Here is a 17,165-nt window from a genome sequence, read left to right on the forward strand (position 1 = left end):
GCACTCCATCTGTCAGTCGTCGAGGGCTTGCACGCGAACCCGTGCGGTGCCACTTCTGAGCATACCCAGTTGTTCGGCGGCCTCGTGTGAAACATCGATCAGCCGTCCACGGGTATATGGCCCGCGATCGTTGATGCGCACTACACAGGATTTGTCGGTATTCAGATTGGTGACCTTCACCCGCGTGCCAAAGGGCAACTGACGGTGGGCGGCGGTCAGGGAATTCTTGTTGAAACGCTCGCCGCTGGCGGTGCGTTTACCTTGGTGTTTGGCGCCGTAATAAGAGGCAACACCAGTCTTGTTGTAGCCGTGTGGATCGATGGCATCGGTGCTGGCGCAACCGGCCAGCAAAGAGAGCAGGGCGCAGGCACTGAGGAAGCGTTTCATTCGAAGGTTTCCACATACGAATGTGGGAGCGAGCAAGCTCGCTCCCACAGGGATCAGAGCCAGTTTTGAGTGCTGGCTCCATTCTCATCAGCCTTCGAGCTTGCTTTTCAGCAGTTCGTTGACCTGTTGCGGGTTGGCCTTGCCTTTGGAGGCTTTCATGGCTTGGCCGACGAAGAAGCCGAACATCTTGCCGCGCTTGGCTTCGTCTGCCGCGCGGTATTGTTCAACTTGTTCGGCGTTGGCCGCGAGCATCTCGTCGAGCACCGCAGAGATCGCACCCGTGTCGGTCACTTGCTTCAGACCGCGCTTGTCGATGATCTCGTCCGCACTGCCTTCGCCGTTGGCCATGGCTTCAAAGACCACCTTGGCGATTTTGCCGGAGATGGTGTTGTCGGAGATGCGCAGCAGCATGCCGCCCAATTGCTCGGCCGAGACCGGCGACTGATCGATGTCCAGGCCCTGTTTGTTCAACAGGCTGCCCAATTCAACCATGACCCAGTTGGCCGCCAGCTTGGCGTCGCCGCCGATGCTCACGACTGTCTCGAAGTAATCGGCTTGCTCGCGGCTGGTGGACAGGACGCTGGCGTCGTAGACCGACAGACCGAACTGCGCCTGGAAGCGCTCGCGCTTCTGCGGTGGCAATTCCGGTAGGGTGGCGCGCACGTCGTCGAGGAACGAGTCTTCGATGACCACCGGCAGCAAGTCCGGATCGGGGAAGTAGCGGTAGTCGTTAGCTTCCTCTTTGCTGCGCATCGGACGGGTTTCGTCCTTGTTCGGATCGTAAAGGCGGGTTTGCTGGATCACCTTGCCGCCGTCTTCGATCAGTTCGATCTGACGCTGCACTTCGCTGTTGATCGCCTTCTCGATGAAGCGGAACGAGTTGACGTTCTTGATCTCGCAGCGAGTGCCATATTCAACCTGGCCCTTCGGACGGATCGACACGTTGCAGTCGCAACGCAGCGAGCCTTCGGCCATGTTGCCGTCGCAGATGCCGAGGTAACGCACCAGCGCGTGGACCGTCTTGACGTAAGCCACGGCTTCCTTGGCGCTGCGCATGTCAGGCTCGGAAACGATTTCCAGCAGCGGCGTGCCAGCGCGGTTCAGGTCGATGCCGGTGGCACCGGTGAACTCTTCATGCAGGCTTTTACCGGCGTCTTCTTCCAGGTGCGCACGGGTGACGCCGACACGTTTGATCGTGCCGTCGTCCATGGCGATGTCCAGGTGACCCTTGCCAACGATCGGCAATTCCATCTGGCTGATCTGGTATCCCTTGGGCAGGTCCGGGTAGAAATAGTTTTTACGGGCGAACACGTTGTGCTGGCCGATCTCGGCATCAATCGCCAGACCGAACATCACCGCCATGCGCACCGCTTCCTGGTTCAGCACCGGCAAAACGCCAGGCATACCGAGGTCAACCAGGCTGGCCTGGGTGTTCGGCTCGGAACCAAACGTGGTGGAGCTACCGGAAAAGATTTTCGACCGGGTGGTGAGCTGGGTGTGAATCTCCAGCCCGATCACGACTTCCCATTGCATGTGTTTCTCCTCAGAAGCCGGTTGGGGTGCGGGTGTGCCAGTCAGTGTTTTTCTGATACTGATGGGCAACGTTCAACAGGCGACCTTCCTGGAAATACGGGGCGAGCAATTGCACGCCCACCGGCAGGCCATCGACGAAACCAGCAGGCATGGACAAGCCCGGCAGGCCGGCGAGGTTGGCGGTGATGGTGTAGACGTCTTCCAGGTAAGCAGCAACCGGGTCGCTGTTCTTGGCGCCGAGCTTCCAGGCCGGGTTCGGCGTGGTTGGGCCGAGGATGATGTCGACCTCATTAAAGGCTGCCATGAAGTCGTTCTTGATCAAGCGACGAATCTTCTGGGCCTTCAGGTAGTAGGCGTCGTAGTAACCGGCCGACAGCGCATAGGCACCGACCATGATCCGACGCTGCACTTCCGGGCCGAAACCTTCGCCACGGGAACGCTTGTACAGGTCGATCAGGTTTTTCGGATCTTCGCAGCGGTAGCCAAAACGCACGCCGTCGAAACGCGACAGGTTGGAAGAGGCTTCTGCCGGCGCGATCACGTAGTACGCAGGGATCGCGTGCTGCATGTTCGGCAGGCTGATTTCCTTGATTACGGCGCCGAGCTTTTTCAGCTCTTCGACACTGGCCATGACCAGGTCGGCAATACGCGGGTCGAGACCGGCGCTGAAGTATTCCTTCGGCACGCCGATGCGCAGGCCTTGCAGCGAACCGTTAAGGCCGGCGCTGTAATCAGGCACGGGCTCGTCGATGCTGGTGGAATCCTGCGGGTCGAAACCGGCCATGCCTTGCAGCAGGATCGCGCAGTCTTCGGCCGTTCGAGCCAACGGGCCGCCCTGATCGAGGCTGGAGGCGTAGGCGATCATGCCCCATCGAGAAACACGGCCGTACGTCGGTTTCAGGCCGGTGAGGTTGGTCAGTGCGGCGGGCTGTCGGATCGAGCCGCCCGTGTCGGTGCCGGTGGCCGCAGGCAGCAGGCGCGCGGCAACCGCAGCCGCCGAACCGCCGGACGAACCGCCCGGTACGTATTCAAGGTTCCACGGGTTTTTCACCGGGCCGTAGTAGCTCGACTCGTTGGCCGAACCCATGGCGAATTCGTCCATGTTGGTCTTGCCCAGGGTCACGGCCCCGGCAGCGGCCAGCTTGGCAACGACAGTGGCGTCGTACGGTGCTTTAAAGTTGTCGAGCATCTTCGAACCGCAGCTGGTGCGGATGCCCTGGGTGCAGAACAGGTCTTTGTGCGCGATCGGCGCGCCGAGCAGGGCGCCGCTCTCACCCTTGGCGCGGCGTGCGTCAGCGGCTTTCGCCTGCTGGAGCGCCAGGTCCTCGGTGAGGCTGATAAAACTGTTGAGCTGCGGATCGAGCTGGACGATACGCGCCAGCAGGGTTTTGGTCAGCTCTTCGGAAGAAAACTTTTTATCGGCGAGTCCGCGGGCGATCTCGGCCAGAGTCAATTGATGCATTGCAGGCTCTTTCCCTTTAGTCGATGACTTTCGGAACCAGGTACAGGCCGTTTTCGACCGCTGGTGCGATGGACTGATAGGCCTCGCGATGATTGGTCTCGGTCACGACGTCTGCACGCAGGCGCTGGCTGGCTTCCAGTGGGTGGGCGAGCGGCTCGATACCGTCGGTATTGACCGCCTGCATTTCGTCGACCAGCCCCAGAATACTGTTCAGGGCCGAAGTGATGTGTGGAAGATCGGCATCATTAAGGCCCAGACAGGCCAGATGAGCGATTTTTTCCACGTCGGAGCGTTCAAGCGTCATGGGATTCTCCAGTGGAAGGAAAACAGAACGGATGCTATCCGTGTGTTAGATTGTCGGAACACTACCGCATTTCTACGGTCATAAGGCCGCGATTGTGGGGGTTGGTGCACAGAAAAGCGGCCAATTTAACATATTGGCGCCTTGCCCAAAATCCCTGTCGTTGTTAGAGTTTGCCGCACTTTTTTACCCACGCGTTGCCTAGGGTCCCTTTCCCATGTTCAAGAAACTGCGTGGCATGTTTTCCAGCGATCTTTCCATTGACCTGGGCACTGCCAACACCCTTATTTACGTGCGCGAGCGCGGTATCGTCCTGAATGAGCCCTCGGTTGTGGCTATTCGGACACACGGTAACCAGAAAAGTGTCGTCGCTGTCGGCACCGAGGCCAAGCGCATGCTCGGGCGTACGCCGGGCAACATTGCTGCCATTCGTCCGATGAAGGACGGCGTGATCGCCGACTTCAGCGTTTGCGAAAAGATGCTGCAGTACTTTATCAACAAGGTTCACGAAAACAGCTTCCTGCAGCCTAGCCCTCGTGTGTTGATCTGCGTTCCGTGCAAATCCACCCAGGTTGAGCGTCGTGCCATCCGTGAATCGGCCCTCGGTGCCGGTGCCCGTGAAGTGTTCCTGATCGAAGAGCCAATGGCTGCTGCGATCGGTGCCGGCCTGCCGGTTGAAGAAGCTCGCGGCTCGATGGTTGTCGATATCGGTGGTGGTACCACTGAAATCGCGCTGATCTCCCTGAACGGTGTGGTTTACGCCGAGTCCGTACGGGTTGGCGGCGACCGCTTCGACGAAGCGATCATCACTTACGTGCGTCGCAACTACGGCAGCCTGATCGGCGAATCTACGGCCGAGCGCATCAAGCAGGAAATCGGTACGGCCTACCCTGGCGGCGAAGTTCGCGAAGTCGACGTTCGTGGCCGTAACCTGGCCGAAGGCGTTCCACGCGCATTCACCCTGAACTCCAATGAAGTGCTGGAAGCTCTGCAAGAGTCCCTGGCAACCATCGTTCAGGCTGTGAAAAGTGCGCTGGAGCAATCGCCTCCGGAGTTGGCTTCCGATATCGCCGAGCGTGGTCTGGTGCTGACCGGTGGTGGCGCCTTGCTGCGTGACCTCGACAAGTTGCTGGCCCAGGAAACCGGTCTGCCGGTGATCGTTGCCGAAGACCCGCTGACCTGCGTTGCTCGCGGCGGTGGCCGTGCATTGGAAATGATGGATAAACACACCATGGACCTGCTTTCCAGCGAGTGATTTCGCCGGTCGCATCTATGCTGTTGGCGCGCAGGCAGCACTTTGCAGTGCTGCCTGTTGGCGTTTATCTTCTGTCAGTCTGCATCCAGGCCGGTTTGATGCCGTATGAATAACGAGAACATTTGCCTGGGAGGAGCGGCTTATTAAACCGCTTTTCACCAAAGGGCCTTCACTGGGCGTGCGCTTGTTGGTGCTGGTCGTGCTATCGGTCGCGCTGATGGTGGTCGATGCCCGCTTCACACTGCTCAAGCCAGTGCGTAGCCAAATGTCGCTGGTGCTGATGCAGTCCTACTGGATCACCGACCTGCCGCAGCGGCTATGGCAGGGTGTGTCCAGCCAATTTGGCAGCCGAACCGAGCTCGTCGCCGAAAACGAAAAACTCAAAACCGAAAACCTGCTGTTGCAGGGCCGCATGCAAAAGCTTGCCGCCCTCACCGAGCAGAACGTTCGGCTGCGCGAGTTGCTCAACTCCTCCGCACTGGTCAACGAGAAGGTCGAAGTGGCCGAGTTGATCGGCATGGACCCCAATCCCTTCACCCATCGCATCATCATCAATAAAGGTGAGCGTGACGGTGTGGTCCTTGGTCAGCCGGTGCTCGATGCCCGCGGCCTGATGGGTCAGGTGGTCGAGTTGATGCCGTACACCTCTCGTGTGCTGCTGCTGACCGACACCACTCACAGCATTCCGGTGCAGGTGAACCGCAACGGCCTGCGGGCGATTGCCAGCGGCACCGGCAACCCGGAACGCCTGGAGCTGCGTCATGTGGCGGATACTGCCGACATTAAAGAGGGCGATCTGCTGGTCAGCTCCGGTCTGGGTCAGCGGTTCCCTGCGGGTTACCCGGTGGCGACGGTCAAGGAAGTGATTCACGATTCCGGTCAGCCGTTCGCCATTGTGCGTGCCGTGCCAACCGCCGCCTTGAACCGCAGCCGTTACCTGCTGCTGGTGTTCACCGACGGCCGCACAGCCGAAGAGCGCGCCAACGAAGCCGCCCAGGCTCAAGAGGCTCTGGACCAGCACGGTGGTGGACCCATCATTCCAGCGACCGTGCCCAAGCCTGCCCTCGTCCCGGCTGCGGTTGCTGCGCCAGTTGCACCAGCGGCTCCGATCGCTCCCCCCGCTGCTGCCACCCCGGCCAAACCTGCTGCCGCAAAACCTGCCGCTACCAAGCCGCCCGCGACACTACCCGCTGCCGTGAAGCCTGCTGCCAAACCGCCTGTCTCTGCGCCGGCTACCACTGGGGGACGAGAATAATGGTTGGTGCTACTGCATCCCGAAACGGCTGGATCGTCTGGCTGACCTTCGCCATCGGCATGCTGCTCAGCGTTTCGCCGCTGCCGCAATTCATGGAAATCCTCCGTCCGCTGTGGCTGGCCCTGTTGCTGGCGTTCTGGGCGTTGGCCATGCCGCAGAAAGTCGGGATGGTCACCGCGTGGTCCCTGGGCCTGGCCGAAGACGTGCTTTATGGCACGCTGCTGGGTCAGAACGCGTTGATCCTGACGCTGATCACGTATCTGGTTCTGGCGCTGCAACAGCGCCTGCGCATGTTCCCGATGTGGCAACAGAGCCTGGTGATCCTGGTGATCTTCGGCCTCGCGCAGCTTGTACAACTATGGCTCAGCGCCCTGACCGGCAACCGTCAGCCGACGCTGGCGCTGGTCTTGCCGGCCCTGGTCAGTGCATTGCTGTGGCCGTGGATCAGCTACGGTTTGCGCGGTTTGCGTCGACGCTACAAAATCAATTAATTCGGTCAGGCATTTGCCCACACCTCGACAGGGAGATGTCTTGATGAAACTTGTTTACCTCGCCTCAGGCTCGCCGCGTCGGCGTGAACTGCTCACGCAGATCGGCGTGCCGTTCTGCGCCATCAGTGCGGACATCGATGAAACCCCTTTAAAAGATGAATCCCCGTCGGCCTATGTCGAGCGCCTGGCGCGCGGCAAAGCCGAGGCCGGGCGCAGGACCGTCGTGTCCGACACAGATTTTTGCGTGCTGGGCGCCGACACCGCCGTGGTGCTGGGCGGAAAAATTCTCGGCAAGCCGGTTGATGAAGCCGAGGCGTGCGCCATGCTTATGATGTTGTCCGGGTGTGAACATGAAGTCCTGACGGCGATTGCGGTGCGAGAGGGTGAGCGTTGCGAGTCTCGGGTCGTGCGCAGTCTGGTGCGTTTTCGCAACATCAGTCGTGATGAAGCGGTGGCCTACTGGGCCAGCGGTGAGCCGCAGGACAAGGCCGGCGGCTACGGCATTCAAGGGCTCGGCGCAGTGTTTGTCGCCGGCCTCAATGGCAGTTACTCGGCGGTGGTCGGGTTGCCGCTGTGCGAAACCGCTGAGCTGCTCGGCCATTTCGGCATACCCTGTTGGCAAACCCTTAACGCGCGTTGAGCGTCGTACTGACAAGATGCGGCCATTATCGTGAACATGCCTGAACGAGACCCTGCCATGAGTGAAGAGATCCTGATCAACATCACGCCGATGGAATCGCGCGTGGCGGTGGTTGAAAACGGTGTCCTGCAAGAGGTCCACGTCGAGCGCACGCAAAAACGCGGGATCGTCGGCAACATCTATAAAGGCAAGGTCGTGCGGGTATTGCCGGGCATGCAGGCGGCATTCGTCGACATCGGTCTGGACCGCGCCGCGTTCATTCATGCCTCGGAAATTTCCCTGCGCGAAGGCCCAGCGGTGGAGAGCATCAGCGCTCTGGTTCACGAAGGCCAGAGCCTGGTGGTGCAAGTCACCAAGGACCCGATTGGCTCCAAAGGCGCACGCCTGACGACTCAGCTGTCGATTCCGTCGCGTTATCTGGTGTACATGCCACGCACTGCGCACGTCGGTATTTCGTTGAAGATCGAAGACGAAGCCGAGCGCGATCGACTCAAGCAAGTGGTCACCGATTGCGTGGCCAAAGAAGGCATCAAAGAGGCCGGTGGCTTCATCCTGCGTACCGCCGCCGAAGGTGCCGGCGCCGATGAAATCCTCATGGACATCCGCTACGTGCGCCGTCTCTGGGATCAGATCAACGAACAGATCAAAACCATCAGCGCACCCAGTGTGATCTACGAAGATCTGGGCCTGGCGCTGCGCACCTTGCGTGACCTGGTGAGCCCGAAGATCGAGAAGATCAGGATCGACTCCCGGGAAACCTTCCAGAAAACCACACAGTTCGTCGCCGAATTGATGCCGGAAATCGCCGATCGTCTTGAGCATTACCCGGGTGAACGGCCGATCTTTGACCTGTACGGCGTCGAAGACGAGATCCAGAAAGCCCTGGAACGCAAAGTCCCGTTGAAGTCCGGCGGTTATCTGGTGGTCGATCCGGCAGAAGCCATGAGCACCATCGACGTCAACACCGGGGCGTTCGTCGGTCATCGCAACCTCGAAGAAACCATCTTCAAGACCAACCTCGAAGCGGCCACCGCCATCGCTCGTCAGCTGCGCCTGCGCAACCTGGGCGGGATCATCATCATCGATTTCATCGACATGGAAGATGAAGAGCACCAGCGTCAGGTGCTGCGCACACTCGAGAAGCAACTGGAGCGCGATCACGCCAAGACCAACATCATCGGCATCACCGAGTTGGGCCTGGTGCAGATGACTCGCAAGCGCACCCGCGAAAGTCTCGAACAAGTGCTGTGCGAGCCGTGCAGCAGCTGTCAGGGTCGCGGCAAGCTCAAGACTCCGGAAACCGTTTGCTACGAGATTTTCCGCGAAATCCTCCGGGAAGCTCGCGCCTATCAGGCGGAAGGCTATCGTGTATTGGCAAACCAGAAAGTGGTCGACCGCCTGCTCGATGAAGAATCGGGCAATGTCGCCGAGCTCGAAGGTTTTATCGGGCGCACCATTCGGTTCCAGGTGGAAACCATGTATTCCCAGGAACAATACGACGTGGTGCTGCTCTGAATCGCTGTATTTCACCCCTGCTAGAACGGCTGGCTTCAGCTTTTTGCAGTATTTTTGCCATGGGAGCCAACTGACATGGAACGTCTGACACGCATTTTGGCCGCTTTGACCCGTTGGGGGCTGGGCCTGTGCGCGTTGGTATTGGTATTGATGGCGTTATACGTCAGCCTCGGCCGAGAGCTGACGCCGCTGGTGGCCGAGTACCGTGCCGAAGTCGAAGCCAAAGCCAGTGCTGCCTTGGGCATGCCGCTGAATATCGGTGAACTTGAAGGCAACTGGAGCGGCTTTGCGCCGATGATGCTGGCTCACGATGTCATGGTCGGCGAGGGCGCCAATGCCCTGCGTCTGGATCAGGTTCGCGTGGTGCCGGATCTGTGGGCCAGCCTGCTGGCTCGCGAAGTGCGCATCGCTCACCTGGAACTCAGCGGCCTGAAGATCAGCCTCAAGGAAGGCGAGGACGGCCATTGGGCACTTGAAGGTTTGCCGGTGCAGCAGGATCAGCCGCTGGATCCTGCACAATTGCTCAATCGCATGCAGATGGTTCAGCAACTGTCGGTACTCGATAGCCAAGTCACTTTGCAGCCACTGCAAGAGCAGCCCCTGACCCTGACTTACGTCGGCCTGAATCTGAAAACCGGGGCGTCGCGTCAGCGACTCGACGTTCGCCTGACCCTGCCCGACGGCCAACCGGTGGCCATGAGTGTGCGCACCCGTCTACGCGCCAGCGAGTGGAAGGACGGTGAAGCGGATGCCTATCTGAGCCTGCCGCAAAGCGACTGGTCGAAATGGTTGCCTGAGCGCCTGACCCAGCAATGGAATTTCTCCGAGATCAAGGCCGGTGGCGAGCTCTGGGTGAGCTGGGGCAAGGGCGCCCTGCAAAGGGGTGCGATACGCTTGAACGCGCCGCAACTCAACGGTGCCTACGCCGAGCGCAAGCCGATCCAGATCCATAATCTGGCGCTCAACGGCTATTTCCAGCGCGGTGCCGAAGGTGTCCTGGTGACCCTGGATTCCCTGGCCATGAACCTCGGTGATACCCGCTGGGAAACGCATCTGCAACTCAAACAAAGCGTGGCTACCGACAAGATTGAAGAGCTTTGGCATCTGCAAGCCGATCGCCTCGACCTCACCCCGATCACCCCGTTACTGAATGCCTTGGGGCCGCTGCCCAAAGGCGTTGCCACGGCCGTCGAGCGACTCAAAGTGACAGGTGGCCTGCGCAACGTTCTGATCGACTTCCGGCCCAATGCCACCGACGACAGCAAGTTCGGCTTTGCCGCCAACCTGGATCGGGTCGGCTTCGATGCCTATCACGGCGCTCCGGCGGCGCGAAATGTCAGTGGCAGCATCAGCGGTGATCTGGGCGGTGGCGAGCTGCGCATGGACAGCAAGGATTTTTCCTTGCACCTGGACCCGATCTTCGCCAAGCCATGGCAGTACATTCAGGCCAATGCCCGGCTGACCTGGAAGCTCGACAAAGATGCCTTCACCTTGATCGCGCCGTACCTGAAGGTACTGGGTGAAGAAGGCAAGATTGCCGGCGACTTTCTGATCCGCCTGCATTTCGATCACACCCAGGAAGACTACATGGACCTGCGGGTCGGTCTGGTGGACGGCGACGGTCGATACACCGCCAAGTACCTGCCACAAATGCTCAGCCCGGCGCTGGACGAATGGCTGCGTACGGCAATTCTCAAAGGTGCGGTGGACGAAGGGTTCTTCCAGTACCAGGGTTCGCTGAACCACGGTGCCGCCGAGACTGCCCGCAGCATCAGCCTGTTCTTCAAGGTTCACGATGCCGAACTGGCCTTCCAGCCAGGCTGGCCACCTGTCAGCAAGGTCACGGGTGACGTGTTTGTTGAAGACAGCGGTGTGCGGGTACTGGCCAGCAAGGGACAGTTGCTCAATACCCAGGTCAGCGACATTTACGTCAATATTCCTCATGTGCCAGCGGGGCAAAACGTCCACCTGTTCCTCGACGGCGGATTCGCTGGCGGGTTGGGCGATGGCCTGAAGATTCTCCAGGAAGCGCCGATCGGCACCGCAGCCACCTTTGCCGGTTGGGAAGGCGAGGGCGATCTGCGGGGCAAACTGAAACTGGATGTTCCGCTGGTCAAAGGCGAGCAGCCGAAGATCCTCGTCGACTTCAAGACCGCCAAAGCCCGTCTGAAACTGGCCGAGCCAACCCTGGAACTGACTCAGCTCAAGGGCGATTTCCGTTTCGACAGCACCAAGGGGTTGAGCGGGAAAAACATCACCGCACGCGCCTTCGACAAACCTGTCACCGCACAGATTTACGCCGATGGCGGCCCCGGCAACCTCAAGACTCGCGTCACCGCTTCGGGGCAGGTCGAGGTCAAGAAACTGACTGACTGGCTGAGTGTTACGCAGCCGTTGCCAGTGTCCGGTGTGATCCCTTATCAACTGCAACTGAACCTTGAGGGTGCCGACAGTCAATTGATGGTCAGCTCCAACCTCAAGGGTGTAGCAATCGATTTGCCGGCGCCGTTCGGCATGGCGCCCGACGTCGGCCGCGACACCACGTTCCGCATGACCCTGCAGGGGGCGGAGCGGCGCTACTGGGTCAATTATGGTGAGCTGGCTAACTTTACGTTTGCGGCACCGCCCGGCAATTTTGCCGACGGTCGTGGCGAGTTGTTCCTGGGTGGCGGTAATGCCGTGCTACCCGGCGCCAAAGGCCTGCGGGTGCGCGGTGTGCTGTCGGAGCTGGATGTCCGCCCCTGGAAGGACCTGGTAGACAAGTACGCCGGCCAGGATCCGGGCGGCAACGCCAAACAGTTGCTCAGCGGTGCGGATTTCAAGATTGGAAAGCTCAGCGGTATCGGTACCACGCTCGATCAGGCGTCGGTGCAGTTGAACCGCAAACCGACCGCGTGGGCCTTGCAACTCGACAGCCAACAGGTCAAGGGCAGCGCCAGCATCCCCGATGCGAAAGCCGCGCCGATTGCGATCAATCTGCAATACGTACGTTTGCCGGCGCCAGACCCGACGGTCCTGGCCGACGAAAACTCGCCGGATCCGCTGGCCTCGGTGGATCCGACGAAGATCCCGGCACTGGATATCACCATCAATCAGCTGTTCCAGGGCAAGGACCTCGTCGGGGCCTGGTATCTGAAAGTCCGTCCGATCGCCAAAGGCATTGCGTTTAATACGCTGGATCTGGGCCTCAAGGGCATTCTCCTGCAGGGCAGCGGCGGTTGGGAAGGTACGCCCGGTTCCAGCAGCAGTTGGTACAAGGGCCGGATCAGCGGCAAGAATCTCGCCGATGTATTGAAGGGCTGGGGCTTTGCGCCGAGTGTCACCAGTGAAGAATTTCATATGGATGTCGATGGTCGCTGGCCTGGTTCGCCAGCATGGCTGGCCACCAAGCGCTTCTCTGGAACCCTCGATGCTTCGCTGAATAAAGGCCAGTTCGTTGAGGTCGAGGGCAGCGCCCAGGCGTTGCGCGTGTTTGGCTTGCTGAACTTCAACTCCATTGGCCGCCGGCTGCGTCTGGACTTCTCCGATCTGTTCGGCAAAGGTTTGAGTTACGACCGGGTCAAAGGCCTGCTGGTCGGGACCAACGGCGTATACGTGACGCGTGAGCCGATCCGGCTGACCGGTCCGTCGAGCAACATCGAACTCAACGGGACGCTGGACCTGGTGGGCGATAAGATCGATGCCAAGTTGCTGGTGACGTTGCCGGTGACCAACAACCTGCCGATTGCCGCGCTGATCGTCGGTGCACCGGCTATCGGCGGTGCGCTGTTCCTGATCGATAAGCTGATCGGTGACCGTGTGGCGCGTTTCGCTAGCGTCCAATACACCGTCAAGGGGCCATGGAAAGAGCCGAAAATCACCTTCGACAAGCCTTTTTGACTCTCTTTTTGAAAACACACTCCTCAAGCCTATGGAGTAGCATGGCGGCCTACCCTTATAAAAAGCGATGAAGGAAGCGCGCCATGTCTGTAGCGGTGATTCAAATGGTCAGCCAGAGCGATGTGCTGGCCAACCTGGCCCAGGCCCGTCGTCTGCTTGAGCAGGCCGCGGCCGGTGGTGCGCAGCTCGCCGTTCTGCCGGAAAACTTCGCCGCCATGGGCCGTCGCGACATTGGCGACATCGGCCGCGCCGAGGCGTCGGGCGAAGGCCCGATCCTGCCATGGTTGAAACAGACCGCCCGCGACCTCAAGTTATGGATAGTGGCCGGCACGTTGCCGTTGCCGCCGGTAGACCAGCCGATGGCGAAGGTGCACGCCTGCTCGCTGCTGGTGGATGACCACGGCGAAACCGTTGCACGGTATGACAAATTGCACCTCTTCGACGTCGATGTGGCGGACAATCGCGGGCGTTATCGCGAATCCGATGACTATGCTTATGGCAGTGGGGTGGTGGTGGCGGACACGCCCGTCGGTCGAGTCGGGCTGACCGTGTGTTACGACCTGCGTTTCCCGGAGCTGTACAGCGAATTACGCGCTGCCGGTGCGCAGTTGATTACCGCGCCGTCGGCCTTTACCGCGGTGACCGGCGAGGCGCATTGGGATGTATTGATTCGCGCGCGGGCCATCGAGACTCAATGTTATGTGCTCGCGGCCGCTCAGGGTGGAACCCATCCGGGGCCGCGAGAAACCTGGGGTCATGCGGCAATCATCGACCCGTGGGGACGTGTGTTGGCGCAGCAGGACCAAGGTGAGGCCGTGCTGCTGGCCGAACGCGATAGCAGCGAACAGGCGTCCATCCGGGCGCGGATGCCGGTGTCCAGTCACCGGCGCTTTTTCTCGCAGGGCGCACAGCGACCTGCCCGGAACGACGAATTTAAGGCGTAAAGCATATGAGCGAGTTGTTGTCCTCAGTCAGTGAACACCTCTTGGCGCCCGGCGGCGTAACGATCGAGAGCCTGCAAGGTGTGCTCGGCGATTTGGCCGGCCCGGGCATCGATGCCGCCGACCTGTATTTCCAGGGGCAGATCTCCGAATCCTGGGCGCTGGAAGACGGGATCGTCAAGGAAGGCAGCTTCAATCTCGACCAAGGTGTCGGTGTGCGAGCGCAATCGGGTGAGAAAACCGGTTTTGCCTACAGCAATGCCATTACCCTCGAAGCCCTTGGCGCTGCGGCCCGTGCCGCGCGTTCGATCTCCCGCGCCGGGCAGAACGGCACGGTGCAAGCGTTCACCACTCAGGATGTCGCCCAGTTGTACGGGCCGGACAACCCACTGGAAGTGATGACCCGTGCCGAGAAGGTCGAATTGCTCAAACGCATAGACGTCGCGACTCGCGCCCTCGATCCGCGTATCCAGCAAGTCACCGTGAGCATGGCCGGCGTCTGGGAGCGAATCCTCGTGGCTTCCACTGATGGCGGCCTGGCCGCCGATGTACGGCCGTTGGTGCGCTTCAATGTCAGCGTGATCGTCGAGCAGAACGGTCGCCGTGAGCGCGGCGGTCATGGCGGTGGCGGTCGTACCGATTACCGCTATTTCCTCAGCGATGACCGTGCCATGGGCTATGCCCGTGAAGCGTTGCGTCAGGCTCTGGTCAACCTCGAAGCCATCCCTGCGCCGGCCGGTACATTACCGGTGGTGCTGGGTTCGGGCTGGTCCGGCGTGTTGCTGCACGAAGCGGTCGGCCACGGCCTGGAAGGCGACTTCAACCGCAAGGGCAGTTCCGCCTACAGCGGCCGCATGGGCGAGATGGTTGCGTCCAAGCTTTGCACCATCGTCGATGACGGCACGCTGGCCGGTCGTCGCGGCTCCCTGAGTGTCGATGATGAAGGCACGCCGACGGAGTGCACCACGCTGATCGAAAACGGCGTACTCAAAGGCTACATGCAGGACAAACTCAACGCCCGCCTGATGGGCGTGGCCCGTACCGGTAACGGTCGCCGCGAATCCTACGCGCACCTGCCGATGCCGCGCATGACCAACACCTACATGCTGGCTGGCGAAAGCGACCCGGCAGAAATCATCGCCTCGGTGAAGCGGGGCATCTACTGCGCCAACCTCGGCGGCGGTCAGGTGGACATCACCAGCGGCAAATTCGTGTTCTCCACCAGCGAGGCGTACCTGATCGAAGACGGCAAAATCACTGCCCCGGTCAAAGGCGCGACGTTGATCGGCAACGGGCCGGAGGCCATGAGCAAGGTGTCGATGGTCGGTAACGATCTGGCGCTGGACAGCGGCGTGGGGACGTGTGGCAAGGATGGGCAGTCGGTGCCGGTGGGTGTCGGCCAGCCAACGCTGAAAATCGATGCGATCACTGTGGGTGGCACAGGATCTTGACGAATGGAGCTTCGGGTGAACTGCAATGCAGCTCACCCGATTCGAGATTTAACGCAAACCGCGTTGAGTCTCGTCCAGCTCACGGATGTACTTGAAGATTTTACGGCTCGATGCCGGTGGCTTGTTGGTCGCCAGTTCGTGCTGGGCCTGACGGATCAGGGAGCGCAATTGCTGACGATCAGCCTCCGGGTAGTCGACCACGAACTTCTCCAGGACCGCATCGTCGCCCGCGATCAAGCGATCGCGCCAGCGTTCCAGGCCATGGAAACGTTCGTTGTACTGCCGAGTGGAGGCATCGAGTTGATCGAGCAGAGTCAGAATGGCGTCAGTGTCCTGATCGCGCATCAGTTTGCCGATGAACATAAGGTGCCGTTTACGCGCGATATTCGCGGTGTGCTTGGAGGCATCGCCCAGAGCCCGGCGCAAAGCGTCGGTCAACGGCAGCTTTGCCAGCAAGTCAGGCTTGAGCGTTGTAAGGCGCTCGCCAAGGTCAACCAGAGCATGAAGCTCGCGTTTAACCTGGGATTTGCTTTTTTCTCCCGTATCGAGGGAGTCGTCGTAAGAATCAACCATGGTGGCAGTCCGCAAAGAAACGCCGCCATGATAACCAGTCGGGGGCCGCTTGTCCGGCCCGGTCGCTCGAAGGCCCCAGCCGAAAGCAGAATTTGAGTGGAGAACAGCATGAGTGCAGTTGAAAGCGTCGGCCCACAAGCGTTGCCGGCACTGCAAGAACAAGTCGAGCAGATCATCGCTGAAGCCAAGCGCCAGGGTGCCAGTGCCTGTGAAGTGGCGGTGTCCCTGGAGCAGGGCCTGTCCACCACGGTGCGTCAGCGTGAAGTCGAAACCGTCGAATTCCACCGCGATCAGGGTTTTGGCATCACCTTGTACGCTGGCCAGCGCAAGGGCTCGGCGAGCACGTCCGCCAGCGGTCCGGAGGCGATTCGCGAAACCGTCGCCGCCGCATTGGCCATCGCCAAGCACACTTCCGAAGACGAAGCTTCGGGCCTGGCGGACGCCGCGCTGATGGCCAAGGATCTGCAGGATTTCGACCTGTTCCATCAATGGGACATCACCCCGGAACAAGCCATCGAGCAGGCCCTGGCCTGTGAAGCGGCGGCGTTTGCCACCGACAGTCGGATCAAGAACGCCGACGGCACCACCCTCAGCACCCACCAGGGCTGCCGCGTTTACGGCAACAGTCATGGTTTTATCGGCGGCTACGCGTCGACCCGTCACAGCTTGAGCTGCGTGATGATTGCCGAGGCCGATGGCCAGATGCAGCGCGATTACTGGTACGACGTGAACCGTCAGGGCAACTTGCTGGCCGACCCGGTGAGCATCGGCCAGCGTGCCGCGCAACGGGCGGCGAGCCGTCTGGGTGCGCGTCCGGTACCGACCTGCGAAGTGCCGGTGCTGTTTTCCGCGGAACTGGCCGGTGGTTTGTTCGGCAGTTTCCTTTCGGCGATTTCCGGTGGCAGTCTGTATCGCAAATCGTCGTTCCTTGAAGGCACGCTGGGGCAGAAGCTGTTCCCGGAATGGCTGACCATCGATGAGCGTCCGCACCTGATGCGCGCCATGGGCAGTTCGGCGTTCGATGGCGACGGTTTGGCGACCTACGCCAAACCGTTCGTCGAAAAAGGCGAGTTGGTGTCGTACATTCTCGGCACGTACTCCGGCCGCAAGCTCGGGATGCCGAGCACTGCCAATGCCGGCGGGGTGCACAACCTGTTCGTCACCCATGGCGACGAAGACCAGGGAGCCTTGTTGCGACGCATGGGCCGCGGCCTGCTGGTGACTGAGTTGATGGGCCAGGGCCTGAACATGGTCACTGGCGATTACTCCCGAGGCGCGGCGGGTTTCTGGGTCGAGAATGGCGAAATCCAGTTTGCGGTTCAGGAAGTGACCATCGCCGGCAACATGCGTGACATGTTCAAACAGATCGTTGCCGTCGGTAATGACCTGGAACTGCGCAGCAACATTCGTACAGGTTCGGTGCTGATCGAGCGGATGACGGTGGCGGGTAGCTAACGCTTAACCGTTACGCAAAAAGGCGCG

Annotated in this window: 14 protein-coding genes; 9 read left to right on the forward strand and 5 right to left on the reverse strand. The window is 60.5% G+C overall.

All coding sequences use genetic code 11. From position 1 onward, the window contains the following. Nucleotides 1–12: 12 nt before the first annotated feature. From ACYZT7_RS05525 to gatC, 4 genes are all read right to left on the reverse strand, one after another. Nucleotides 13–387 carry a septal ring lytic transglycosylase RlpA family protein gene (locus tag ACYZT7_RS05525; RefSeq protein WP_462040257.1) on the reverse strand — a complete coding sequence of 125 codons (375 nt, stop codon included), beginning with the start codon at nucleotides 385–387 and terminating at the stop codon, nucleotides 13–15. A gap of 87 nt (nucleotides 388–474) precedes the next feature. After that, nucleotides 475–1,920, reverse strand: coding sequence for an Asp-tRNA(Asn)/Glu-tRNA(Gln) amidotransferase subunit GatB (gene gatB, locus ACYZT7_RS05530; RefSeq protein ID WP_462040258.1), 1,446 nt, complete (start codon nucleotides 1,918–1,920; stop codon nucleotides 475–477). A gap of 10 nt (nucleotides 1,921–1,930) precedes the next feature. Further along, nucleotides 1,931–3,382 carry an Asp-tRNA(Asn)/Glu-tRNA(Gln) amidotransferase subunit GatA gene (gene gatA, locus ACYZT7_RS05535; protein WP_462040259.1) on the reverse strand — a complete coding sequence of 484 codons (1,452 nt, stop codon included), beginning with the start codon at nucleotides 3,380–3,382 and terminating at the stop codon, nucleotides 1,931–1,933. Between the two features lie 16 nt (nucleotides 3,383–3,398). Then, nucleotides 3,399–3,686 carry an Asp-tRNA(Asn)/Glu-tRNA(Gln) amidotransferase subunit GatC gene (gatC, locus tag ACYZT7_RS05540; protein WP_008026876.1) on the reverse strand — a complete coding sequence of 96 codons (288 nt, stop codon included), beginning with the start codon at nucleotides 3,684–3,686 and terminating at the stop codon, nucleotides 3,399–3,401. A 214-nt stretch (nucleotides 3,687–3,900) separates the two neighbouring features. Here gatC and mreB point away from each other — a divergent pair, with 214 nt between their 5' ends. The 8 genes from mreB to tldD all read left to right on the forward strand — a co-directional run bounded on the left by mreB (nucleotide 3,901) and on the right by tldD (nucleotide 15,110). Then, nucleotides 3,901–4,938 carry a rod shape-determining protein MreB gene (gene mreB, locus ACYZT7_RS05545; protein ID WP_002555108.1) on the forward strand — a complete coding sequence of 346 codons (1,038 nt, stop codon included), beginning with the start codon at nucleotides 3,901–3,903 and terminating at the stop codon, nucleotides 4,936–4,938. Between the two features lie 142 nt (nucleotides 4,939–5,080). Further along, the gene (mreC, locus tag ACYZT7_RS05550; RefSeq protein ID WP_462041744.1) at nucleotides 5,081–6,193 is read left to right on the forward strand and encodes a rod shape-determining protein MreC; all 1,113 of its coding nucleotides are present in this window, start codon (nucleotides 5,081–5,083) and stop codon (nucleotides 6,191–6,193) included. Then, nucleotides 6,193–6,684 carry a rod shape-determining protein MreD gene (mreD, locus tag ACYZT7_RS05555; RefSeq protein WP_461968548.1) on the forward strand — a complete coding sequence of 164 codons (492 nt, stop codon included), beginning with the start codon at nucleotides 6,193–6,195 and terminating at the stop codon, nucleotides 6,682–6,684. Before mreC ends, mreD begins: the two co-directional genes overlap by 1 nt. Nucleotides 6,685–6,727: 43 nt before the next feature. Next, entirely contained in the window at nucleotides 6,728–7,324 is a 597-nt protein-coding gene (locus tag ACYZT7_RS05560; protein WP_462040260.1) for a Maf family protein, read from the forward strand. Nucleotides 7,325–7,381: 57 nt separating this feature from the next. Continuing rightward, entirely contained in the window at nucleotides 7,382–8,839 is a 1,458-nt protein-coding gene (gene rng / locus ACYZT7_RS05565; protein ID WP_449643221.1) for a ribonuclease G, read from the forward strand. A gap of 75 nt (nucleotides 8,840–8,914) precedes the next feature. Beyond that, on the forward strand, nucleotides 8,915–12,718 hold the full coding sequence (locus ACYZT7_RS05570; protein WP_462040261.1) for a YhdP family protein: 3,804 nt from the start codon (nucleotides 8,915–8,917) through the stop codon (nucleotides 12,716–12,718). A gap of 83 nt (nucleotides 12,719–12,801) precedes the next feature. Next, nucleotides 12,802–13,662: a carbon-nitrogen hydrolase family protein gene (locus tag ACYZT7_RS05575; protein ID WP_462040262.1), complete on the forward strand. Its 861-nt coding sequence runs from the start codon at nucleotides 12,802–12,804 to the stop codon at nucleotides 13,660–13,662. A 5-nt stretch (nucleotides 13,663–13,667) separates the two neighbouring features. Continuing rightward, the gene (gene tldD / locus ACYZT7_RS05580; RefSeq protein ID WP_033058018.1) at nucleotides 13,668–15,110 is read left to right on the forward strand and encodes a metalloprotease TldD; all 1,443 of its coding nucleotides are present in this window, start codon (nucleotides 13,668–13,670) and stop codon (nucleotides 15,108–15,110) included. 48 nt (nucleotides 15,111–15,158) lie between these two features. Here tldD and yjgA read toward each other — a convergent pair whose 3' ends face one another. After that, a complete protein-coding gene (yjgA, locus tag ACYZT7_RS05585; protein WP_347803536.1) occupies nucleotides 15,159–15,683 on the reverse strand; it encodes a ribosome biogenesis factor YjgA in 525 nt (174 codons plus the stop codon). A 108-nt stretch (nucleotides 15,684–15,791) separates the two neighbouring features. On the opposite strand from yjgA, the gene pmbA reads away from it, so the two are divergent. Further along, nucleotides 15,792–17,138: a metalloprotease PmbA gene (gene pmbA, locus ACYZT7_RS05590; protein WP_462040263.1), complete on the forward strand. Its 1,347-nt coding sequence runs from the start codon at nucleotides 15,792–15,794 to the stop codon at nucleotides 17,136–17,138. The last annotated feature ends 27 nt before the right edge of the window (nucleotides 17,139–17,165 follow it).

This window comes from Pseudomonas sp. RT4P38 (assembly GCF_054897765.1).